The following is a 21,985-nucleotide window of genomic DNA, read 5'->3' on the forward strand; positions in this document are numbered from 1 at the left end:
CACACACCCACTCGTCTCCGCCCACGACCCCCCCCCCCCACCACCCCCCCCCCCCCCCCCTCCCCCCCCCCTCCCCCCCCCCCTCCCCCCCCCCCCCCCCCCCACGTCCATGTGGTGGGCCGGTTCCCCCCCGTTCGAGTGAGGCGTTCGTCGCTTTCCGGGGGAATAGCGGTTAATAGCACGTAAGACACCCCTGAGCTACCACTGAAGAGCGGTAACATCTCAATGGTGTCCGCGCGATGCTTCCAGTGAGTGCAGGCCCGCGCACTTCGGGTGATCGTCCACCCCCACCACGCCCTACGCCGCAGGGAGTCGCATGCCGTCGAACATCGTGCTCGTCACCGGGGTAGCCGGCGAACTGGGCGGGAAACTGCTCGCCCGGCTGGGCAACAACCCCGATTTCGAACGGGTCATCGGTGTCGACACGGTCGCTCCGGACAAGACGGTCCTGCAGCGCATGGGTCACGCCGAGTTCGTCCGCGCGGACATCCGGAACCCCTTGATCGCCAAGGTGATCAGTACCGCCAATGTGGACACGGTGGTGCACGCTTCCTGCACCGCGCACCCGGCCGGGCCGGGTCGCCGCACGGCGATCAAGGAAGTGAACGTCATCGGCACCATGCGGCTGCTGGCCGCGTGCCAGCGCTCGCCGTTGGTCCGCAAGCTGGTCGTCAAGTCGACGGCGGCGGTGTACGGCGCGGGCGCCCGTTCGCAGGCGGTGTTCACCGAGGACTCCGAACTCATCCCGACCTCGACCAGCGGGTACGCGAAGGACGCCGTCGAGATGGAGGGGTACGTGCGCGGCCTGGTGCGGCGCCGTCCCGACATCACCACGACGCTGTTCCGCTTCGCCAACATCATCGGCCCGGCGACCGACACCGTCCTTTCGCGCTACTTCGCGCTTCCGGTCGTCCCGACCGTCTTCGGCTACGACGCCCGCATCCAGCTGCTGCACTCTTCCGACGCGCTGGCCGTGCTGGAACGTGCGACCCTCAACGACAAGCCCGGCGTCTTTAACGTCGGCGCGGAAGGGGTACTCACCCTTTCGCAGGCGATCCGGCGGGCAGGCCGGGTCGAGCTGCCCATGCCGCGGAGCGTGGTGCCGTCGGTCGGCAAGGTTCTGCGCGGCGCTCGCGTCGTGGACTTCTCCGCCGACCAGGTCCGGTTGCTGAACTTCGGCCGGGTCGTCGACATCGCCAAGCTGAAGAGCGACTTCGGCTACACCCCGCGGTGGACGACGCGTGAGGCGTTCGACGACTACATCGCCGGACGCGGGCTCCGGCCGGTGCTCGACGGCGGCAAGCTGGCGGGCCTGGCCGGCAAGGTTCTCGTTGCCGCTGCGACAGGGCAGTCGAACCGATGAGCAGACCGCACGACGTGGACGAGTTCGGAAGCGAGGCGGAGACGGTGGGCGGTGCCGAAGCGCAGGTCATCCCCCTGCACGGACCGGGCCGGGAGAAGCCGGACGCGGACCGCGACCTCCGTGAGGAGGCAGCCGCGCGCGCGGACGCGCCGGTCGTCGCCTTCCCGGGCGCGGACCGGCCGGCCCCCGAGGAACCGCTGTCGGACGCCGCGCGCTCGGCGCTCGGCTTCATCCGGGACAGGCTGACCGGCGACTACACGGTCGACGAGTTCGGGTTCGACGCCGAGCTGACCGACGCGGTGTTCCTGCCGCCGCTGCGCGCGCTGTACAAGAAGTGGTTCCGCGTCGACACGTTCGGCGTCGAGAACCTGCCGCTCGAAGGTGGCGCGCTGCTGGTGTCGAACCACTCCGGCACGGTGCCGCTCGACTCGCTGATGACGGCGGTGGCGGTCCACGACGAGACGGGCGGCCGGCACCTGCGCGGTCTCGGCGCGGACCTGGTATTCCAGGTGCCGCTGGTGGGCTCGTTCGCCCGCAAGTCCGGCCAGACGCTGGCCTGCAACGCGGACGCGGAACGCCTGCTGGGCAACGGTGAGCTGGTCGGCGTGTGGCCGGAGGGCTTCAAGGGCGTCGGGAAGCCGTTCTCCTCGCGCTACAAGCTCCAGCGCTTCGGCCGCGGCGGGTTCGTGTCGGCGGCGCTGCGCGCGGGTGTCCCGATCATCCCGGTGTCGGTGATCGGCGCCGAGGAGATCTACCCGAAGCTGGGCGACATCAAGATCCTGGCGCGCATGTTCGGGCTGCCGTACTTCCCGGTGACGCCGTTCTTCCCGCTGTTCGGCGCGCTGGGCGCGATCCCGCTGCCGACGAAGTGGAGCATCGAGTTCGGCGAGCCGATCCGGACGGACCAGTTCGAGCCGGAGGCCGTCGAGGACCCGATGCTGGTGTTCCAGCTGACGGACCAGGTGCGGGAGACGATCCAGCAGACGCTGTACCAGCGGCTTTCGCAGCGGAAGTCGGTCTTCCGGGGCTGAGCGTCAGCGGCGGCGGTAGGCCATGCCCGCCGCCACCGCGCCGGCCAGAGCGCCCGCGCCCAGCACCGACGGCACGCCGATCTTCGCGGCCTTCCGGCCCGTCCGGAAGTCGCGGATCTCCCAGCCACGCGCTCGCGCCACGTCCCGCAACCCGCCGTCCGGGTTCACGGCCACCGCGGTGCCCACCGCCGACAGCATCGGGATGTCGTTCGCCGAGTCCGAATATGCCGTGCAGCGCTTGAGGTTCAGGCCCTCGCGCGACGCCAGGGCCCGCACCGCGTGCGCCTTCGCGCGGCCGTGCAGGAGGTCACCCACCAAGCGTCCTGTGTAGACGCCGTCGCGTGTCTCGGCCACCGTGCCCAGCGCGCCCGTCAGCCCCAGGCGGCGGGAAATGATCGCCGCCAGCTCGATCGGGGTCGCCGTCACCAGCCAGACCCGCTGGCCCGCGTCGAGGTGCATCTGCGCCAGTGCGCGCGTGCCGGACCAGATCTTGTCCGCCATCAGCTCGTCGTAGATCTCTTCGCTGATCGACGTCAGCTCCGCCACCGTGCGTCCGGCCACAAAGGACAGTGCGCGCTCGCGGTGGGTCCGGATGTCCTCTTTGTTCTCGCGGCCGCCGAGGCGGAACTTGATCTGGCCCCAGACGAACCCGGCGAGGTCCGACGACGTGAAGAACTTGCGCGCCGCGAGACCGCGGGCGAAGTAGAAGATCGACGCGCCCATCATCATCGTGTTGTCGACGTCGAAGAACGCGGCCGCGGTCAGGTCCGGGGGCGCGGGCGGAGCGGGGGGCTCGGCGACCACGCGGGCGTGGGCGGCCTCGGCCGACGCTTCGCCCGCGAGCGCGGCGAGCCGTTCCAGCTCCTGACTCTTATCCCTGCCACGCCAAGCTGACACGCACACCGCCTCCACGTCTGCCCACGTCTGGCGACGTCCCTGCGAACGTCCGGGTCCTTCGCACAGCGTAGCGAGCCGCCCACCGCGCCGTCGCGGGTGTGGCCCGGACCTCAGCCGATCACGATCGGCGGCAGACCCGGGAGCAGCGGCGGGAGCGAAACCAGCGGTGGCGGCTGGGTGGTCGACGTCACCGGGGGCCGCTGCGTGGTCGTCGGGTCCTGGCCGTACACCGGCGGCGGCGTGACCCCGCCGGTCGGCACGGGGATGCCGGGCGTCGTCGCGGCGTCCGATGGAGGCAGCTGCGTGCCCGTCGGAGCCGGGGACGTGCTTTCGGCCGTCGACGGCTCGGTCGACGCCGATGCCGGCTCGCCGCCGGACGAAGGAACCGGCCGCTGCGTGCACTCGCCGGTCGCCGGGAGCGGGCCCAGTTCGTCGGACGCGCCGGTGGTGATCTGGTAGCAGTTCATCCGCTCGACCAGGCCGCTCGTGCGCTCCTGGACCTTGCCGAGCAGGTCGCGCACGTCGCCGAACACCGTCGCCGCGGCCGCCGGGAGCTTCGGCTGGCCGGCCGTGAGCCGCGCCGCCTGGTTCCGCGCCCACAGCCGGACGTCGGACAGCGCCTGCGTGCCGCTGCCGTCGCTGGTCGCCACCGCGGCCATCTGGGCGACGCCGGCGCGAAGGTCGGTCGCGAAGTCGTCGTACGCCGTCCGGTAGTCCGCTTCGCTCGCGCCTTGCGCGGCCAGTTCGCTGAGCTCGGTGACGCGGTTGGTGGCGAACTCGAGGTGCTTCCGGGCCTTCGCCTGGTCGCCGAAGGTCAAGCCCAGCGCCGTCGACTCACCGGCCCGCTTGACGCCGTAGAGCGGGTCACCCGGCAACGCGTTCCGCGAGAGCACCAGGGTCAGGCCGGAGAGGACGAGCACGAGGAAGAGCGCGGCGGCCACCAGGTCGGCGGTCCGCGGCCGCCACCTCCGACGCGGGGTGGCCGCCGCCGTCTCCAGGCGGCCCGCGATCTCCGCGCGGATCCGCTGCCGCGTCTCCAGGTCCGGGGCCCCGGCCGCACCGAGCTCGCGCAGGGCGCCGACGAGAGCCAGTTCGTCGGCGAACTCGCCGTCCCGCTGCTTCGGGGACGGCTCCAGGGCACGCGCGAACCGATCGATCTCGGCTCGCTCACGCGCAAACCTCACTGCGCAGCTCCATCCGGGCCGTGGCCGGTCCTGACACCGGTCTGGCAGGAGTAACGATTAAGAAGGCGTCAGGGTTACCGGTTTCGGTCAACGGGCCGAAAACTTCGCGGGATCAGCGCAATCCGGTGGGCAGGAGTTGTGCCAAACGGCGTACCGCGCGGTGCTGGAGCGCCTTGATCGCGCCCTCGTTGCGGTTCATGATCTCGGCCGTCTCCGCCACCGACAGGCCCTGCAGGAACCGCAGGATGATGCATTCCCGCTGGTCATCGCCCAGTTCGGCGACGCAGCGCAGCAACTCGGTGCGGGTGGCGCGGCTGATCGCCTCCTGCTCCGGGCCCGCCTGGACGCTCGCGCCGACGCTGAACGGCGCCGAACCCGGCTCGGTCACCTCGTCGGTGACGACCTCGAGGCGGAACCGGCTCGACTTCACGTGGTCGAGCACGAGGTTGCGGGCGATGGTGACGAACCAGGCGCCGACGTCACGTCCCTGGTAGCTCACCGACGTGATCCGGCGCAGCGCGCGCAGGAACGTCTCGCTGGTGACGTCCTCGGCCAGATCCCGGTCGCCCAGCCGGAAGAGCACGTACCGGTAGACGACGTCGACGTAGCGGTCGTAGAGCCGGCCGAACGCGGACGAGTCACCGTCCTGCGCGGCGCGCACCAGGTCCCAGGCTTCGGCCTTCGCCGCCTCGGCGCGCTCCTCGTCGACCGCCTGCCTGCTCATCGGCACGGACGGCGATCGGCCGAAGACGCGTTCGGCGAACATGAAGACGGGCCCGCGGCTCACGGCGGTCGGCACGGTCATCGGGCGGCACCTCCGGCGGCGGCTTCGGCCCTGTGCTGGGCCACGGTACCCCCGGAACTCCGGCGAGCAGGGGCCTGGCGGCTCGCGTGCCCCACGGCCTCGTGGGCAGGCAAGTTCGTCACGGCGACTCCCTCTCTCCGGTCGCGGTGGTGATCAACACCACCCCGACGCAGTGCAGCATACGTGTTGTTACCGCGAAGTAGGTAGTGGCTCCGGGGTTGCAGAAACGCGACGCTCGCGGTCAGCACCCATGACGTCGCTTCGAATGACAGACTTGCAACGGTTTGGTCCGGGCGAGGAGAGGTGGACCGCGGATGAGTGCTCCAGAGGGGACGCAGTCAGGGGTCGGCGGGCTGCTCACCAGGGCCGCGGCGACGTGGCCGGACCATCCGGCCGTGCGAGAGACGGGCACCGGCCGAGGGCTGACGTACGCCCGGCTCGAGGCCACCGTGCAGGCGCAGGCCAGGCGGCTCGCGGACGGCGGGGTCGAGCCCGGCGACCGGGTCGCGCTGCGGCTGCCGACGTCGGTGGACTTCGCGGTCGCGTTCTTCGGCGCGCTGCGCGCCGGCGCGGTGGTCGTGCCGCTGTCGCCGCAAGCGCCGGGACCCGAGCTCGAGAAGCTCCTCGAGCACAGCGGTGCCAAGGTTGTCATCACGCGCGACGCCGAAGAGGCGCTGCCGGACGGCGTGATCGGTCTCACTCCGGAATCCGACCCGGATGGAGCAATCGAAACTGTCGATGCGGGGCGAGCGGGGGAGGACATCGCCGTCGTCTCCTACACCTCCGGGACCACCGGCCCGCCGCGCGGCGTGATGCTGTCGCACCGCGCGCTGCTGGCGAACCTGGAGCAGATCAGCCGTGTCGAGGGGGCGCTGGAGCACGACGACCGCGTGCTGATCACCATCCCGCTCTTCCACGTCTACGGCCTCGGCCCCGGACTGCTGCACGCGGTCGCGGCCGGGGCGACCGCGGTCCTGTCGGAGCGTTTCGAGGCGCAGCGCACGCTGGACGACTGCGCCGAACACGGCGTCACGACGATCACCGGCGTCCCGACGATGTACTCCGAGTTCGCCGCGCTCGGGACCGAGGAGCTGAGCCGGGGGCTGGCCACCGTCCGGCGGATGACGTCGGGCGCCGCGCCGCTGCACCCGAAGGTGCTCGGCGCGATCCGCGAGGCGACCGGCCTCGACGTCTACGAGGGCTACGGGCTCACCGAATGCGCGCCGGTGGTGACGTCGACGCTGGTCACCGGCTACCCGAAGCCGGGTTCGGTCGGGCGGCCGCTGCCCGGGGTGGAGCTGCGGCTGGTCGACAGCGACGGCACCGACCAGGCCGTGCCGCTCGACCCCGACGACGTCGACGACGTCTTCGAGGCCGAAGGCGAGACCGGGCTGGTGTCGATCCGCGGCGCGAACCTGTTCTCCGGCTACTGGCCCGACGGCGGCCACGGGCCGGACGACGAGGGCTGGTTCCGCACCGGTGACGTCGGCTACCTCGACGTCGACGGCGACCTGCACCTGGTCGACCGGGCCAACGACCTGATCATCGTCAACGGCTTCAACGTCTTCCCCCGCGAAGTCGAAGAGGTCATCGGGCGGCTGCCGGAGGTGGCCGAGGCGGCCGTCGTCGGGGTCGTGGACGAGCGCAGCGGCGAGGCCGTGAAGGCGTTCGTGGTGCCGGTCGCCGGGGCGTCGCTGTCCGAGCAGCAGGTCGTCGACCAGTGCACGGCCCACCTGGCCGGGTACAAGGTGCCGCACGCGGTGGAGTTCGCCGAGTCGCTGCCGCACTCGGCCACCGGCAAGCTCCGCCGCATGCGGTTGCGGTAGGTGCGGTAGTAAGGACGGCATGGCGCACGAAGTGACGGTCATGAGCCGGGTGGGGTGCCACCTCTGCGAGGTCGCGGAGGCGGACGTCGCCCGGATTTGCGGCGAGCTGGGCCACACGTGGAAGACGGAGGACGTCGACACGGACCCGGAGTGGCGCGCGGAGTACGGCGACCGCGTCCCGGTGATCCTGGTCGACGGCGCCGAGCACGGGTACTGGCGGGTGGAAGAGGACCGGCTGCGGCGCGCGCTGGCCCGAGCCGTAACACGTCCGTAAGGCGGATCGGGCAGCCTTCCGGAGCGCGGGCTCCGAAGATGGAGGCGTGAGCACTCTGCAGGAAGCGCCGCCCGAAGCGCCCAGGCGGCTTTCGCTGCCCGTCGCCACCCTCATCGGGCTTCTCGCCCTGGCCGCCGCGCTCGGGGTCGGGCATCTCGTCGCTGGCTTCGTCGGCTACACCGCTTCGCCGTTCATCGCGGTCGCCAACTACGTCATCGACCACAGTCCGACCGGGATCGTGAAGTGGGCCGAGCGGACGCTGGGCACCTGGGACAAGCCGATCCTCAAGGTCGGGCTCGCCGTGGTGCTCGTGCTCTTCGCTCTCCTCGCCGGCCAGCTCTCGCGCCGGACGCCTCGTGCCGGGCAGGTCCTCGTCTTCCTGCTGGGCGCCGCCGGGGTCGCCGCCGTCTACGCGCGGAGCGACCTTGGGCAGGTCTCGCTGCTCGCGCCGGTCGCCGCCCTGGTCGCCGGGCTCGTCGTCTTCACGATGCTGCACCGGGCCGCACTTTCACGTGAAAGTGCCCACCAGGGGGCCGCACTTTCACGTGAAAGTGCGGCTTCGGGGGCGTCCAGGCGGAAGTTCCTTCAGGCCGGCGTCGGCGTGGCCGCGGGGTCGGGGATCGCCGCCGTGGTCGGGCAGGTGGCCGGGACGAGCTCGAACGCCGAGGACTCCCGGGCCGCGGTCGGGCCGCTCGTCCCCGCGCGCACCGCGCCGCCGCTGCCCGCGGACGCCGACTTCGCGAAGCTGGGCTCGCCGCCGTTCCTCACGCCGAACGGCGACTTCTACCGCATCGACACCGCGCTGGTCGTCCCGCAGATCCGCACCGAGGACTGGAGCCTGAAGATCCACGGGATGGTCGGCAAGGAGGTCACCTTCTCCTACGCCGACATCCGCAACCGGCCGCTGGTCGAGCGCCGCGTCACGCTCACCTGCGTCTCCAACGAGGTCGGCGGGCCGCTGATCTCGAACGCGACCTGGCTCGGCGTCGACCTCGTGGACCTGCTCGACGAAGCCGGCGTACAGCCGGGCGCCGAGCAGATGTTCGCCACCAGCGTCGACGGCTGGACGTGCGGCACCCCGGCGAACGTCGCGCTCGACCCGCAGCGCGGCGCGATGCTGGCGATCGGCATGAACGGCGAGCCGCTGCCGATCGAGCACGGCTTCCCCGCGCGGATCGTCATCCCGGGTCTCTACGGCTACGTCTCCGCGACGAAATGGGTCGAATCCCTCGAATTCACGAAGTGGGACGCGCGGCAGTCGTACTGGCTGAACCGCGGCTGGGCCGAGCAGGCGCCGATCAAGACGGAGTCCCGGATCGACACCCCGACCGGCTTCGCGGGCGTGACCGCGGGCAAGGTCCGGCTGGCCGGCACGGCGTGGGCGCAGCACACCGGCATCGCGAAGGTCGAGGTCCGGCTCGACCAGGGCGCGTGGCAGCCGGCGACGCTCTCGGCCGAGGTGAGCAAGGACACCTGGCGCATGTGGTGGATCGAGCTGGACGTGCCGACGGGGACGCACCAGGCGTTCGTCCGGGCGACCGACCAGGACGGCTACACGCAGACGGAGAACCGCGCGGACCCGGTCCCGGACGGCGCGACCGGCTGGCACTCGGTGACCCTCGACGCGCACTGACCGCGCCGGCGGCCCGGCGCCGTTCACCGTGTCCGGCGGGCCGCTCGCCGCGTCGCGGCCGGTCGCGACGGCCGCTCTCGATCACCCCGGGCGCCCACCGGGCCCGGAAGTGCCTGGCGGACAAGGATTCTGACGCCGTGTCATGATCCGTCGCGGCCGGGAACCGCCTCCGACCAGTGACTTTGTGCGCGCGTTCACAAGTGGTCTACCGTAGGGCCATCGCCCCCGGGCGGTCCGCATCGAACCGGACCCCGCGCCCTGGGTCAAGACACAGTTCGGCAAGGCCGTGGCGATGGCCGCCGGGTGCACAGCGAGCAGGAGACGACGGCGTGGTGACACAGCGGGGGAGGCGCGACGACGCGGGCTCCCCGGGCCGGCCGCCGCGCCGGCCGCGCCGCCCGGACACCCCGGACGCCGACAACGCGCCGACCGCCGAAATCCCGGCCGTCCCCGCCGCCGGCAACGGCCGCGCGGGGGATCCCCCCGAGGCCGTCCGGGCGAAGCAGATCCCCGAAGCCGCGGTCGCCCGCCTCGCCGTCTACCTCCGCGTGCTGTCCGGGATGTCCGAGCAGGGCGCGACGACCGTTTCGAGCGAGGAACTCTCCCAGGCGGCGGGCGTCAATTCCGCGAAATTGCGCAAAGACCTCTCGTACCTGGGTTCCTACGGCACCCGCGGCGTCGGCTACGAAGTGAGCGTCCTGGTCAGCCAGATCGAGCGCATCCTCGGCCTGACCCGGCAGCACAAAGTGGCCGTGGTCGGCATCGGCAACCTGGGTCACGCGCTGGCCAACTACGGCGGCTTCCCGGGGCGCGGCTTCCCGGTCGAAGCGCTGTTCGACCTGGACGCGGACCTGATCGGCGTGCCGGTCGGCGGCCTCCCGGTGTCGCACATGGACGACATCCCGCGGGTGTGCGCCGAGCGCGGCATCTCCATCGGCGTGATCGCCACCCCGCCCACCGCCGCGCAATCGGTGTGTGACCGCCTGGTCGCGGGCGGTGTCCAGTGCATCCTCAACTTCGCTCCCGTAGTGCTGCAAGTTCCTGCTCACATCGAGGTCCGCAAAGTGGATTTGGCTGTGGAGCTGCAGATACTCTCGTTCCATGTGGCCCGCCGTGCGGACAGTGAGGCTCCAGCCGCCGGTAATCAGGGCAATTCCGGATTACCCGCCAGTGGTACGCCGTCCGACAATGGCAACGGCAACGGGCGGAACGGCACGGGTCCGGACAGCGGACGGGGAATGGTGGTGCGCTCATGAGCGTGTTGGCGGTCGGTCTCTCGCATCGGAGCGCGGAGCTGAGCACGCTCGAGCGCGTCGCGGTGCCGGCGCCCGAGATCGGCAAGGTCCTCGACGAACTGCAGCAGGCCGAGCACGTCAGCGAGGTCATGCTCGTCTCGACGTGCAACCGGATCGAGGTCTACGCGGTCGTCGAGACCTTCCACGGCGGCCTCAACGACGTCTCCGCGGTGCTGGCTCGCCAGGCCGGTATGGAACCGGCTGACCTCTACGACAGCCTGTACGTCCACTACGCCGGCGCGGCCGTCGAGCACCTCTTCTCGGTCACCTCGGGCCTCGACTCGATGGTCGTCGGCGAGACGCAGATCCTCGGCCAGGTCCGGTCCGCCTACGCCACCGCGCGCGAGGCCGGCACCGTCGGCCGCACGCTGCACGAGCTGATCCAGACCACGCTGCGCGTCGGCAAGCGCGTGCACTCCGAGACCGGGCTCGACCAGCTCGGCGCGTCGGTCGTGTCCGAGGCGCTCGCCGCGGCCGGGGACGTCGCCGGCAAGCACGCCGTCATCGTCGGCGCCGGCTCGATGGGCGCGCTGAGCGCGTCGCAGCTGCGCAAGGCCGGCATCGGTGAGATCACCGTGGCCAACCGCACCGACGCCCGCGCCCGCCGGCTCGCCGCGAACGTCACCGAGCAGGGCGTGCCCGCCCGCGCGATCCCGCTGTCCCACGTGGCCGACGCGGTTCGCGACGCCGACATCGTCATCTGCTGCACCGGCGCGCAAGACGCCGTCTTCGGCCCCGGGCACGTGCTGCCCCGCGGTGGCCGCGACCTCGTGGTCTGCGACCTCGGCCTGCCCCGCGACGTCGACCCGGCGGTCGGCGAGCTGGCCGGCGTGCGGGTCGTCGACCTGGCCACCATCCAGCGCCGGATGCGCGAAGCCGGCACCCCGACCACCGAGCGCCAGACGGCCAAGGCGACCGGGATCGTCCTCGACGAGGTGCGCGACTACCTCGCCGGGCAGCGCAGCGCCGAGGTGACCCCGACGGTGACGGCGTTGCGCCGCCGCGCGGCCGAGGTCGTCGACGCCGAACTGCTGCGGCTGGACCACCGGCTGCCGGACCTCGACGGCGCCGTCCGCGAAGAGGTCGGCCGCACGGTCCGCCGCGTGGTCGACAAGCTGCTGCACGCGCCGACCGTCCGGGTGAAGCAGCTGGCCGCCGAGACGGCCGAGACCGACTACGCGAACGCGTTGCGCGAACTGTTCTGCCTCGACCCGCAGGCCCCCGCCGCCGTGGCGAGCCCGAAGCCCCCACCAGAGAAGAAGTAGTAGTGACCACAGTCATTCGCATGGGCACGCGCGGTTCGAAGCTCGCGCTCACCCAGACCGGGACCGTTGCCGACGCCCTGCGCGCCACCGGCGTCGAGGTCGAGATCGTCAAGGTGACCACGCCCGGTGACCGATCGTCCGCGCCGGTTGCCACGATCGGGGTCGGCGTGTTCACCTCGGCGTTGCGGGAAGCCTTGCTGCGCAACGAGGTCGACGTCATCGTCCACTCGTACAAGGACCTGCCGACCGCTCCCGAACCGGGCATCACGCTGGCCGCCGTGCCGCCGCGCGAGGACCCGCGGGACGCGTTGATCGCGCGGGACGGGCTCACGCTGGGTGAGCTGCCGCCGGGCTCGACGGTGGGCACGGGCGCGGCCCGGCGCATCGCGCAGCTGCGCGCGCTGGGTCTCGGTTTGGAAATCGTGCCGATTCGCGGCAATATCGACACCCGCATGCGCAAGGTGACCGACGGCGAGCTGGATGCCGTGGTGCTCGCGCGTGCCGGACTGGCCAGGGTCGGACTGGTCGAGGCGATCACCGAGACCCTCGACCCGATCCAGATGCTGCCCGCGCCCGCCCAGGGCGCGCTGGCGGTGGAGTGCCGGGCCGCCGACGTGGACCTCGAGCACCTGCTCGCATCCACATTGGACGACGAGGGCACGCGGGCCGCGGTGACGGCCGAGCGTGCTCTGCTGGCCGCGCTCGAGGCGGGGTGCAGCGCGCCGGTGGGCGCGCTCGCCGAGATCGTCGAAGATCTCGACGCCGAGGGCAAGGTCGTGGAACGGATCTCGCTGCGCGGCACCGCCGCGGCCGAAGGCGAGGACGGCGCGGTGGACATGGTCCGGGCCATCGCGCTGGCCGACAAGCACCAGGCCGCCCAGCTGGGCAAGGACCTGGCCGCCGAGCTGCTGGACCTCGGAGCCGGAGCCCTCTCCGGTCCCGCTCAGTAGCGCTTTCCGAGCGCTTCCAAAAGACGTAGGAGACCTGCGTTCGTGCGATCCCGCACGGCCGCCGCAAGAGGAGAAACGCACAGATGACCCCCGCGCGAAAGACCACCGGGCGCGTAGCGTTCGTGGGCTCCGGGCCCGGCGACGCCGGCCTGCTCACGGTCCGTGCCCAGGAACTGCTCGCCAAGGCCGAGGTCGTGGTGACCGACCCCGACGTGCCCCAGGCCGTGCTGGCCATGGCCGCCGAGGGCGCCGAGGTCCGGCCCGCCGTCGGCGAGGCCGCCGAGGTCGCCAAGGACCTCACCGCCGAGGCGAAGGCCGGCCGGCTGGTGCTGCGCCTGATCGCGGGCGACCCGCTGACCACCCCGGCCGTGGTGGCCGAGGTGCAGGCGGTCGCGCGCACGAGCGCCGTGTTCGACGTCATCCCGGGCGTCTCGCCGGGCGCGGCCGTCCCGGCTTACGCGGGCGTCGCGCTGGGCGGCACGCACACCGAGGTCGACGTCCGCGGCGACGTCGACTGGGCGGCACTGGCCGCCTCGCCGGGCCCGCTGGTGCTGCACGCGACGTCGGCCCACCTGGCCGAGGCCGCGTCGGCGCTGACCGGCAACGGCGTCCCGGCGTCGACCCCGGTCGCGGTCACCGCGAACGGCACCATCAACACCCAGCGCACCCTCGACACGACGCTCGAGAAGGTCGCCAACGACGCGGGCGAGCTCGTCGGGCCGCTGATCGTCACGATCGGCCAGGCCGCCGGGCACCGCTCGAAGCTGTCGTGGTGGGAGTCCCGCGCGCTCTACGGCTGGAAGGTCCTGGTGCCGCGCACCAAGGAGCAGGCCGGCGAGATGGCCGAGCGCCTGCGCGGCCACGGCGCGACGTCGCACGAGGTGCCGACCATCTCGGTCGAGCCGCCCCGCAGCCCGGCGCAGATGGAGCGCTCGGTCAAGGGCCTGGTCGACGGCCGCTACCAGTGGATCGTCTTCACCTCCACCAACGCGGTGCGCGCGGTGTGGGAGAAGTTCGAGGAGTTCGGCCTGGACGCCCGCGCGTTCTCCGGCGTGAAGATCGCCTGCGTCGGCGCGGCCACCGCCGAGAAGGTGCGTTCGTTCGGCATCATCCCCGAGCTGATTCCCTCCGGTGAGCAGTCTTCGGAAGGCCTGCTGGCCGAGTTCCCGCCGTACGACGACGTGCTCGACCCGGTCGACCGCGTGCTGCTGCCGCGGGCGGACATCGCCACCGAGACGCTGTCGGCCGGCCTGCGCGAGCGCGGCTGGGAGATCGACGACGTGACGGCCTACCGGACCGTCCGGGCCGCCCCGCCGCCCGCCGAGACCCGCGAGATGATCAAGACCGGCGGATTCGACGCGGTCTGCTTCACCTCGTCTTCGACCGTGCGGAACCTGGTCGGTATCGCCGGCAAGCCGCACACCCGCACGCTGGTCGCGTGCATCGGCCCGAAGACCGCCGAGACCGCGGTGGAGTTCGGGCTCCGGGTCGACGTCCAGCCGGAGAAGGCGGACGTGCCGCACCTGGTGGACGCGCTGGCTGAACACGCCGCCCGCCTGCGTGCGGAAGGCGCCCTGCCTCCGCCCCGCAAGGCGAAGCGGGCCCGCCGCTCCTGAGTTTCCCAGCGCCCCAAGGCGGCCTTCGTTGCGTTCAACGCACCGAAGGCCGCCTTGGGTGCGTCTGACGCACCGAAGGCCACATTGGGGCGCTCTGGGCACCCTTGCGGAACTCCGACGATCAGAGCCGGAGTAACTTGGAAGGGTGTTCCCCGAGCATCGTCCCCGCAGGCTCCGCACCACGCCCGCTATGCGCCGGCTGGTCGGTGAAACGACGCTGCGGCCGCGCCAGCTGATCCTCCCGATGTTCGTCGCCGAGGGCCTCGACCAGCCGAAGGCGATCTCGAGCATGCCGGGCGTCGTCCAGCACACCCGCGACACGCTGCGCAAGGCCGCCGTCGACGCGGTCAACGCCGGAGTCGGCGGGCTCATGCTCTTCGGCATCCCCGAGACGCGGGACGCCGAGGGCTCCGGCGCGGTCGCCGAGAACGGCATCCTCAACGTCGCCCTGCGCGACCTGCGGCACGAGCTCGGTGACGCCACCGTGCTGATGGCCGACACCTGCCTCGACGAGTTCACCGACCACGGCCACTGCGGCGTCCTCGACGCCGACGGCGGGGTCGACAACGACGCCACCCTGCGCATCTACGCCGAGATGGCCGTCGCGCAGGCTGAAGCCGGGGCGCACGTGCTCGGGCCGTCCGGGATGATGGACGGCCAGATCGGCGTCATCCGCCGCGCGCTCGACGAGGCCGGGCACCGCGACAAGGCGATCCTCGCCTACTCCGCGAAGTACGCCAGCGCGTTCTACGGTCCCTTCCGCGAGGCCGTCGACTCGCAGCTCAAAGGCGACCGCAAGACCTACCAGCAGGACCCGGGCAACGGCCGCGAGGCGCTGCGCGAGATCGAGCTGGACCTCGCCGAGGGCGCGGACATGATCATGGTCAAGCCCGCACTGTCCTATTTGGACGTCATCAAGGCGGCCGCGGACATCTCCCCGGTGCCGGTGGCGGCGTACAACATCTCGGGCGAGTACGCGATGGTCGAGGCGGCCGCGGCGAACGGCTGGCTGGACCGCGAGCGCACGGTCCTCGAGGTGCTGACGTCGATCCGCCGCGCGGGCGCCGACATGATCCTCACGTACTGGGCCGCCGAGGCCGCTGCCTGGCTGGACTGACCGGCTAGAGTCTCGCGCGTGGCGGACAGTAATCCCGAAAAAGCTGACACCGAAGACCTCTCGGGCCTCACCGACGACGAACGGCGTAAACAAGGTCGTTCGCCGGACCCGGTGCTGCCGGGCCAGAAGGCGCCGAAGGCGAACCCGCCGCGGCCCGTGGCGATCTCGTTCTGGCTGTGGCTCGCCGGCGGCGTGGTACTGATCCTCAGCTACGTCCAGCTGCTGACCAGCAAGTCCGCGGTCATCGACCAGTACGTCAAGGGCACGACGGACCCGAAGTACACGCCGCAGATGATCGCGGACGGCGTCACGGCGCTGCTGTGGTACCTGCTCGGCGGCGCGATCGTGTTCACGCTGCTGTTCCTGCTCTTCGCGTACAAGGCCCGCGAGGGCACGCGCTCGGCCCGGACGGTGCTCACCGTCCTGCCGATCGTCATGGTGCTGCTGATCATGGTCGTCGCGCCGATCATCAACTACCTGACGCTGGTCGCGGTGCTGCTGTTCGTCATCGCGCTGGTGATGATGTACCTGCCGTCGGTGGCCGGCTACTTCCCGAAGGCCGGCCGCAAGCCGTGAGCGACCGGCTCTACGCCGAGTCCGGCGTGAGCTGGGCCGCCATCGTGTGGGGCCCGGTGTTCGCCCTGGTCGGCGCGCTGGCCGAGCTGGTGACGGGCGGGCCGGTGCACGTCGTGGGCTGGCTGCTGGTCGGCGCCGGGCTGTGCGTGATCACGGTGCCGTGGGTGTACGCGCGGCGCCGGTTCCTCTCGCTGGAAGTCACGACGAAGCAGCTGCGCCAGGGCCGCGAGAAGATCGCGGCGGACCAGCTGGCGTCGGTGAAGGACGTCGGCGCCCCGGTCGGGGCGCGGGTGCTCGGCGGTGGCTGGTCCGTGCCGCGCAAGTACGACTCGCTGCCGGTGGAGCTGGTGGACGGCACAGTCGTCTTGGCGTGGGCGAAGGACGTCGAAGCCCTCCAGGACGCGCTCGACCGGCTCGTCCGGGCGACGCCGAAGGAAGCATGAGAAAATCGCTTCCGTGATCGACCTTCCGCAGCCCACCGGGGCCGAGCTCTGGCCGTCCGAAGAGCCCGGCCCGCAAGCTCGGCTGCACAAGCCCTGGCGAACGCTCGTCGCCGTCGTGGAGGTCGTGCTCGCCGTCGCCGCCGGGTGGGCCGCCTACGCCTGCTGGCACGGCGGGGCCGCCATCGTCGTCACCCGCACCGATGACGGCGCCACGCTCGAGTCGCACCGGTACTTCGGCGGGATGCTCGCCGCCGCCATCGGGCTCGGGACCGTCGCCGCGATCCTGCTGGTCGACGCGGTGCGTCAGCTCTCGCTCGCGGTCCGTGCGCGGCACCCCAAGCCGGCTCTTCGCGGATGAGGGTGTAGCAGCAGGACTCCGTCGCGGCCGACGGACTCAGTCGCTGGCGGACGCCCCTGGTCCAGTCGTGGCGTACCGGGCGGCGATGGTGCGGACGGCCTCGTCGACCACCTGAGCGACACGTTCGGCGCTCACCTCCCAGCCCGGCACCAGGAGTGCCGGCCAGAAGACGTAGTTGGAGATCATGCCGAGGAACTGGGTGGCCGCGAGGTCCACGTCCTCGACCCGCACCGTTCCCGCCTCGTGCTCGGCCGAGAGGTAGCTGCGCACGGACTCGAAGTAGGGCATCTTCCCGTGCGAGAACTGCGCATGGGCCAGCTCGGGGAACCGTGGCAGCTCGGCGATGACGATCCTGAACAGGTCGGTCATCCGGGCACGGCCCAGCAGCTCGGCGTAACGGCGGCCGATGATGCCGAGCCCGTCGACGACGTTGCCCGCCGGCGGCGGATCCTCCTCGCCGGCGGCCGACCAGGCCTCGGTCACGATGGCGTCGAACAACGCAGCCTTGGTCGGGAACTGCTTGAACAAGGTGGCCCGCGAGACGCCCGAGCGCTCCGCGATCCGCGCCAGCGACGTCCGGTCGTAGCCCAGCTCGAGAAACAGCGCGGTCGCGGCCGTCACGATCAGCGCGCGCTTCTCCTGGGCAACGCGCTGGTGATACGTCGTCACGACACGGCTCATGGGCCCAGCATACGAGGTGAGTGGCTTGACTCGCCACTGTCGCCGACCTAGTGTCGGGGTAGTGGTGAGTCGACTGGCTCACCACTCCACGTACCGAAGGAACATCCGATGCCTCGCTTCGACAACCAGACCGTGCTCGTGACCGGGGGAACCGGCGGCCAGGGCTCGAGCCACGTGCGCGCCTTCCACGCGGAGGGAGCGAACGTGGTGATCGGCGGCTTGGACGCGGACCGCGGCGCCGCTCTCGCCGACGAGCTAGGGTCCCGCGCTCGCTTCACCCGCCTCGACGTCGCCGACGAGAGCTCGTGGTCCGCCGCTGTGCTGGCCGCCGAGAGCGCCTTCGGCGCCCTGAACGTGCTCGTCAACAACGCGGGCGTGCAGAACCCGCCCGCGACGATCGAGAACACGGACCAGGCCACGTGGTCGCGCATCCTCGACGTCAACCTCACCGGGACCTTCCTCGGCATCAAGGCCGCCGCCCCCGCTCTGCGCCGCGCGGCAGGGGGAGCCATCGTCAACATCGCTTCGACCATGGCCTTGGGCGGCACGGCGCACTACGCGCCGTACGTCGCCAGCAAGTGGGCCGTGCGAGGCCTCACCCAAACGGCAGCCCTCGAGCTCGGCCGCGACCACATCCGGGTGAACACCATCCACCCCGGCGTGATCTCGACCTCCTTCATCCACGAACCAGCAGCCGGCGCGGTCGCGGCCATCGCCGACTTCTACTCACCCGAGCCGTTCGCCATCCCCCGGCTCGGGGAGCCGGCCGACGTCACCCGGCTGCTCCTGTTCCTCACGTCATCGGACGCGTCGTTCATCACGGGGTCGGAGTACGTCATCGACGGTGGACTCCTCCTCGGCCCCGCCCTTCAGGCCGAGACCGCATGAGCACCCCGGGCACGAACGCGTCGTTGTCCCACCTGCCCGACCCCATCCGGCGGGCCATCGAGATCACCCCCGCCGCGGGCACCAGGGAAAGGATCATCGACATCACGACGCTGGGGCGCCGCACCGGCCGAACACGCCGCATCGAGATCTTCTTCTACCGGGCTGCGGGCGCAACGTATCTGTGCAGCGGCGCCGGCGGTGCCGCGACCGGCTGGCATGCGAACCTGCTCGCCCATCCCGACTTCACGTTCCACCTCAAGAACGGGGTCCGCGCGGATCTGCCGGCACGGGCCACGCCGGTCACCGACCCGGCCGAACGGCAGGCCGTGCTGGCGGAGATCGTGGCGGATCTCAATCAGCCCCACGACCCCGGCACCATCCGGCCGACCCGGCTCGAAGACTGGGCTGACAGCCGGCTGATGCGCATCAGCTTCCGCCCTCGGCCGTGATCGTGCCCGCCGCCACCTGATACACAGCTCCCGCACAGGGAACGAACAGTCAATTGCTAAGCGGCGGCGACACTGTTGCCGCATGACGCGCGTGCGTGCCTCGAAGGCATGGGTGATCAACGGTGCTCTGGTCGTACTGCTGGCCGGAGCGGCTTTCGGGATATACCAGGCATTCAGCCCCGAACCGAGCACGGCGCAGGCGCAGACGCGCAGCACCCCGGTGCGCCGCGCGACGGTCACCGAGACCATCTCCGCCGCCGGGACGCTCGCCAGCAGCTACACCGGCGCTGCGAACTTCTCGAGCGCGGGCAAGGTCACCTCGATCGACGTGAAGGTCGGCGACGTCGTGAGCGCCGGCCAGAAACTCGCCACGATCGACAGCACGCAGGCGGCGAAGCAGCTCCAGGTCGCGAAGGCGAACCTCGCGGTCGCGCAGGACAACCTGGACTCCGCCGAGGACGCCGAAGACACCCCGGCGACCGGGCAGAACAGCCAGAACAGCGCGCAGTCGGCCGCGAACAGCGTCACGTCCGCGCAGGCGAAGCTGGACCAAGCCCAGCTCGACGTCCAGACCGCGCAGGAAACCCTCGACAACACGACGCTCTACGCGCCCGGCGCCGGCACCGTCACCGCGGTCAACGGCACGGTCGGGCAGCAGTCCACCAGCGGCTCGGCTTCGAGCAGCAGCTCCCAGTCGTCCTCCAGCGGGAGCGGCCAGGGTAGCCAAGGCAGCTCGTCGAACAGCGCCACGTCGAGCAGTACCAGTAGCAGCAGCGGCTTCATCACCATCACGAACCTGACCGGCCTCGTCGTGAACACCTCGGTCGCCGAGATCGACGTCAGCAAGGTCAAGGCGGGCCAGAAGGCCACCGTGACGCTCAACGCGCTGCCCGACAAGCCGATCCAGGCGACCGTCTCGAGCATCAACCTGACGCCGACGACGAGCGGCAGCGTCGTGTCCTACGGCGCGCAGCTGGCCCTGACCGACCCGCCGGACGGGCTGCGGCCCGGCCAGTCGGCGAGCGTCGTGATCACCGTCGCCTCCGCCGAAAACGCGCTGAGCGTGCCGGCCGCGGCCGTGACGACGGCCGGTACCACCAACGTCGTCACCGTGCAGGAGAACGGCCGGAACGTCACGCGGCAGGTGCAGATCGGCATCCGCGGCGAGTCCACCGTGCAGATCACGTCCGGGCTGACCGAGGGCGAGAACGTCGTGCTCACCGCGACGGCCTCGACCGGCGGCACGGGCACCGGCCGGACCGGCACCGGGACGGGCGGCACCGGTGGGTTCCCCGGCGGTGGGACCGGGGGCTTCCCCGGCGGCGGCCAGCGCGGCACGGGCACCGGCGGCGGCTTCGGCGGCCGCGGGTGAACCCGGTGATCGCGGTCTCCGGGCTGCGCAAGACCTACGGCGCCGGGGAGACGGCCGTGCACGCGCTGCGCGGCGTCGAGCTCACCGTGTGGCCCGGCGAGTACGTCGCCATCATGGGCGCTTCGGGCTCCGGCAAGTCGACGCTGCTGAACATGCTCGGCTGCCTCGACGTCCCGACGTCCGGCCAGTACCTGCTGGACGGTTTCGGCGTCGGGAAGCTCAACGAACGGCAGCTGGCGTTGCTGCGCAACCGGAAGATCGGGTTCATCTTCCAGTCGTTCAACTTGGTGCCGCGGACCTCGGCGATGTCCAATGTGGAACTGCCATTGGTCTACAGTGGACTTCGGCGGTCCGAACGCCGCCGTCGCGCGCTCGCGGCGCTCGACATGGTCGGGCTGTCCGACCGGGCCAAGCACCTGCCCAGCGAGCTGTCCGGCGGGCAGATCCAGCGCGTCGCCGTGGCGCGGGCGCTGGTCACCGGCCCGGCGATGCTGCTGGCCGATGAGCCCACCGGCAACCTCGACCGCCACAGCACCGAGGACGTCCTCGGCGTGTTCGACCGGCTCAACCGGCTCGGCCGCACCATCGTCGTGATCACGCACGAGGACGAGGTCGCCGCGCACGCGCACCGCGTCGTGCGGGTCGACGACGGGCTCATCGTGTCGGACGAAGTGACCCGCGCGGTGGGGGCGGTCTCGTGAACTTCTTCGAAGTCCTGCGCTTCGCCGTGCGCGGGCTCACCGCGAACAAGCTGCGCTCGGCGCTCACCACGCTCGGCATCACCATCGGCGTCGCGGCGGTGATCCTGCTGGTCGCGGTCGGCAACGGCGCGTCGGCGGCCATCGCGGCCAGCATCCAGGGTCTCGGCACCAACGTCGTCAACGTGTCCCCGGCGCGTGGGGGCGGGCAGGGCGCGTCGGCGCGGCCGCTGACCGTCCAGGACGCGCACGCGCTCGTCGACCCCGTCGGCGCGCCGGACGTCAAAGCCGCGTCGCCGGTGGTGAACACGACGGCGACCGCGACCTACGGGCAGACGTCGTACGACATCTCCACCGTCGCCGGCACCGAACCCGCCTACTTCGCGACGACCAACCGCGACCTCGCCCAGGGCCGGCTGTTCACCAGCGAAGACGTCACGGCCGCGCGCAAGGTCGTCGTCCTCGGCCCGACCACGGCGGAGTCGATCTTCGGGACCGCCGACCCCGTCGGCAAGAACGTGCTGCTGAACAGCATCCAGTTCACCGTGATCGGCGTGCTGCAGGCCAAGGGCAGCACCGGTCTGCAGAACGCCGACGACGTCGCGATCGCCCCGATCTCGGCCGTCCAGAACTCGCTGGCCGGCTACGGCAGCCTCAGCCAGATCGCCGTCCAGGCCACCAGCGCCGACTCCGTCTCGCTCGCCCAGGCCGAGATCACCGCGATCCTCAACGCCCGCCACAGCATCCGGCTCGGCGGCGCCGCCGACTACCAGATCCAGAACTCCGAACAGCTGCTCGCGACCCGGACGTCGGCGACCGAGACGTTCACCGTGCTGCTGGCGGCGGTCGCGGCGATCTCGCTGCTGGTCGGCGGGATCGGCGTCACCAACATCATGCTCGTCACGGTGACCGAGCGGATCCGCGAAATCGGCATCCGCAAGGCCATCGGCGCCCCCCGCGCGGCCATCCTCGGCCAGTTCCTCGCCGAAGCGACCATGCTCAGCCTCTTCGGCGGGCTGCTCGGCGTCGCGATCGGGCTCATCGGCAGCGAGTTCACCATCTCCGGGATCAAACCCGTCGTGGTGCCTTCGTCGATCCTGCTCGCCTTCGCGGTATCGGCCCTGATCGGGTTGTTCTTCGGCAGCTTCCCGGCGAACCGGGCCGCCAAGCTGCGGCCGATCGATGCCCTGCGTCACGAATAAGGAGTCCCCATGTCTTCCCCCACCGAGCCCGCACTTTCACGTGAAAGTGAGTACGAGGGACC

Annotated in this window: 22 protein-coding genes; 18 read left to right on the forward strand and 4 right to left on the reverse strand. The window is 71.3% G+C overall.

Annotated features, from left to right (window positions below):
- Positions 1-316: 316 nt before the first annotated feature.
- Both ACZ4TR_RS37640 and ACZ4TR_RS37645 read left to right on the forward strand, forming a co-directional pair.
- A complete protein-coding gene (locus tag ACZ4TR_RS37640) occupies positions 317-1,363 on the forward strand; it encodes an NAD-dependent epimerase/dehydratase family protein (protein WP_364525722.1) in 1,047 nt (348 codons plus the stop codon).
- Positions 1,360-2,394 carry a lysophospholipid acyltransferase family protein gene (locus ACZ4TR_RS37645; protein ID WP_465292879.1) on the forward strand — a complete coding sequence of 345 codons (1,035 nt, stop codon included), beginning with the start codon at positions 1,360-1,362 and terminating at the stop codon, positions 2,392-2,394. Before ACZ4TR_RS37640 ends, ACZ4TR_RS37645 begins: the two co-directional genes overlap by 4 nt.
- Before the next feature lie 3 nt (positions 2,395-2,397).
- Here ACZ4TR_RS37645 and ACZ4TR_RS37650 read toward each other — a convergent pair whose 3' ends face one another.
- From ACZ4TR_RS37650 to ACZ4TR_RS37660, 3 genes are all read right to left on the reverse strand, one after another.
- Positions 2,398-3,306: an HAD family hydrolase gene (locus ACZ4TR_RS37650; protein WP_465292881.1), complete on the reverse strand. Its 909-nt coding sequence runs from the start codon at positions 3,304-3,306 to the stop codon at positions 2,398-2,400.
- Positions 3,307-3,401: 95 nt separating this feature from the next.
- Positions 3,402-4,475, reverse strand: coding sequence for a DUF5667 domain-containing protein (locus ACZ4TR_RS37655; protein ID WP_465292883.1), 1,074 nt, complete (start codon positions 4,473-4,475; stop codon positions 3,402-3,404).
- Between the two features lie 112 nt (positions 4,476-4,587).
- Positions 4,588-5,280 (reverse strand): sigma-70 family RNA polymerase sigma factor, encoded by a 693-nt coding sequence (locus tag ACZ4TR_RS37660; protein WP_284748123.1) that lies wholly within the window; start codon positions 5,278-5,280, stop codon positions 4,588-4,590.
- A 314-nt stretch (positions 5,281-5,594) separates the two neighbouring features.
- Between ACZ4TR_RS37660 and ACZ4TR_RS37665 the strand changes: the two genes are divergently transcribed.
- The 11 genes from ACZ4TR_RS37665 (at position 5,595) to ACZ4TR_RS37715 (ending at position 16,633) form a co-directional block, all read left to right on the forward strand.
- Complete coding sequence (locus tag ACZ4TR_RS37665; RefSeq protein WP_465292885.1) at positions 5,595-7,106, forward strand: AMP-binding protein; 1,512 nt, start codon at positions 5,595-5,597, stop codon at positions 7,104-7,106.
- A gap of 19 nt (positions 7,107-7,125) precedes the next feature.
- Positions 7,126-7,380, forward strand: coding sequence for a glutaredoxin family protein (locus ACZ4TR_RS37670; protein ID WP_465292887.1), 255 nt, complete (start codon positions 7,126-7,128; stop codon positions 7,378-7,380).
- A gap of 46 nt (positions 7,381-7,426) precedes the next feature.
- On the forward strand, positions 7,427-9,013 hold the full coding sequence (locus ACZ4TR_RS37675) for a molybdopterin-dependent oxidoreductase (RefSeq protein ID WP_465292889.1): 1,587 nt from the start codon (positions 7,427-7,429) through the stop codon (positions 9,011-9,013).
- A gap of 329 nt (positions 9,014-9,342) precedes the next feature.
- A complete protein-coding gene (locus ACZ4TR_RS37680) occupies positions 9,343-10,269 on the forward strand; it encodes a redox-sensing transcriptional repressor Rex (RefSeq protein WP_465292891.1) in 927 nt (308 codons plus the stop codon).
- Complete coding sequence (locus ACZ4TR_RS37685) at positions 10,266-11,573, forward strand: glutamyl-tRNA reductase (RefSeq protein ID WP_465292893.1); 1,308 nt, start codon at positions 10,266-10,268, stop codon at positions 11,571-11,573. Before ACZ4TR_RS37680 ends, ACZ4TR_RS37685 begins: the two co-directional genes overlap by 4 nt.
- A gap of 20 nt (positions 11,574-11,593) precedes the next feature.
- Positions 11,594-12,523: a hydroxymethylbilane synthase gene (gene hemC / locus ACZ4TR_RS37690; protein ID WP_465293110.1), complete on the forward strand. Its 930-nt coding sequence runs from the start codon at positions 11,594-11,596 to the stop codon at positions 12,521-12,523.
- An 83-nt stretch (positions 12,524-12,606) separates the two neighbouring features.
- Positions 12,607-14,139: a bifunctional uroporphyrinogen-III C-methyltransferase/uroporphyrinogen-III synthase gene (locus ACZ4TR_RS37695; protein ID WP_465292894.1), complete on the forward strand. Its 1,533-nt coding sequence runs from the start codon at positions 12,607-12,609 to the stop codon at positions 14,137-14,139.
- Between the two features lie 145 nt (positions 14,140-14,284).
- Positions 14,285-15,256 carry a porphobilinogen synthase gene (hemB, locus tag ACZ4TR_RS37700; RefSeq protein ID WP_465292896.1) on the forward strand — a complete coding sequence of 324 codons (972 nt, stop codon included), beginning with the start codon at positions 14,285-14,287 and terminating at the stop codon, positions 15,254-15,256.
- An 18-nt stretch (positions 15,257-15,274) separates the two neighbouring features.
- Entirely contained in the window at positions 15,275-15,832 is a 558-nt protein-coding gene (locus ACZ4TR_RS37705) for a hypothetical protein (protein ID WP_364514105.1), read from the forward strand.
- The gene (locus ACZ4TR_RS37710) at positions 15,829-16,275 is read left to right on the forward strand and encodes a hypothetical protein (protein ID WP_465292898.1); all 447 of its coding nucleotides are present in this window, start codon (positions 15,829-15,831) and stop codon (positions 16,273-16,275) included. Before ACZ4TR_RS37705 ends, ACZ4TR_RS37710 begins: the two co-directional genes overlap by 4 nt.
- A gap of 13 nt (positions 16,276-16,288) precedes the next feature.
- Positions 16,289-16,633 (forward strand): hypothetical protein, encoded by a 345-nt coding sequence (locus ACZ4TR_RS37715; protein WP_465292900.1) that lies wholly within the window; start codon positions 16,289-16,291, stop codon positions 16,631-16,633.
- 36 nt (positions 16,634-16,669) lie between these two features.
- Here ACZ4TR_RS37715 and ACZ4TR_RS37720 read toward each other — a convergent pair whose 3' ends face one another.
- The gene (locus ACZ4TR_RS37720; RefSeq protein WP_465292902.1) at positions 16,670-17,314 is read right to left on the reverse strand and encodes a TetR/AcrR family transcriptional regulator; all 645 of its coding nucleotides are present in this window, start codon (positions 17,312-17,314) and stop codon (positions 16,670-16,672) included.
- A 108-nt stretch (positions 17,315-17,422) separates the two neighbouring features.
- Between ACZ4TR_RS37720 and ACZ4TR_RS37725 the strand changes: the two genes are divergently transcribed.
- The 5 genes from ACZ4TR_RS37725 to ACZ4TR_RS37745 all read left to right on the forward strand — a co-directional run bounded on the left by ACZ4TR_RS37725 (position 17,423) and on the right by ACZ4TR_RS37745 (position 21,923).
- Positions 17,423-18,202, forward strand: a complete 780-nt coding sequence (locus ACZ4TR_RS37725) for an SDR family oxidoreductase (RefSeq protein ID WP_465292904.1) — start codon at positions 17,423-17,425, stop codon at positions 18,200-18,202.
- Positions 18,199-18,651 (forward strand): nitroreductase/quinone reductase family protein, encoded by a 453-nt coding sequence (locus ACZ4TR_RS37730; protein ID WP_465292906.1) that lies wholly within the window; start codon positions 18,199-18,201, stop codon positions 18,649-18,651. Before ACZ4TR_RS37725 ends, ACZ4TR_RS37730 begins: the two co-directional genes overlap by 4 nt.
- An 82-nt stretch (positions 18,652-18,733) precedes the next feature.
- Positions 18,734-20,023 (forward strand): efflux RND transporter periplasmic adaptor subunit, encoded by a 1,290-nt coding sequence (locus tag ACZ4TR_RS37735; protein WP_465292908.1) that lies wholly within the window; start codon positions 18,734-18,736, stop codon positions 20,021-20,023.
- Positions 20,020-20,724, forward strand: coding sequence for an ABC transporter ATP-binding protein (locus ACZ4TR_RS37740; RefSeq protein WP_465292909.1), 705 nt, complete (start codon positions 20,020-20,022; stop codon positions 20,722-20,724). Before ACZ4TR_RS37735 ends, ACZ4TR_RS37740 begins: the two co-directional genes overlap by 4 nt.
- The gene (locus tag ACZ4TR_RS37745) at positions 20,721-21,923 is read left to right on the forward strand and encodes an ABC transporter permease (RefSeq protein ID WP_465292911.1); all 1,203 of its coding nucleotides are present in this window, start codon (positions 20,721-20,723) and stop codon (positions 21,921-21,923) included. Before ACZ4TR_RS37740 ends, ACZ4TR_RS37745 begins: the two co-directional genes overlap by 4 nt.
- The last annotated feature ends 62 nt before the right edge of the window (positions 21,924-21,985 follow it).

The sequence above is a fragment of the Amycolatopsis sp. NPDC028719 genome (assembly GCF_055565395.1).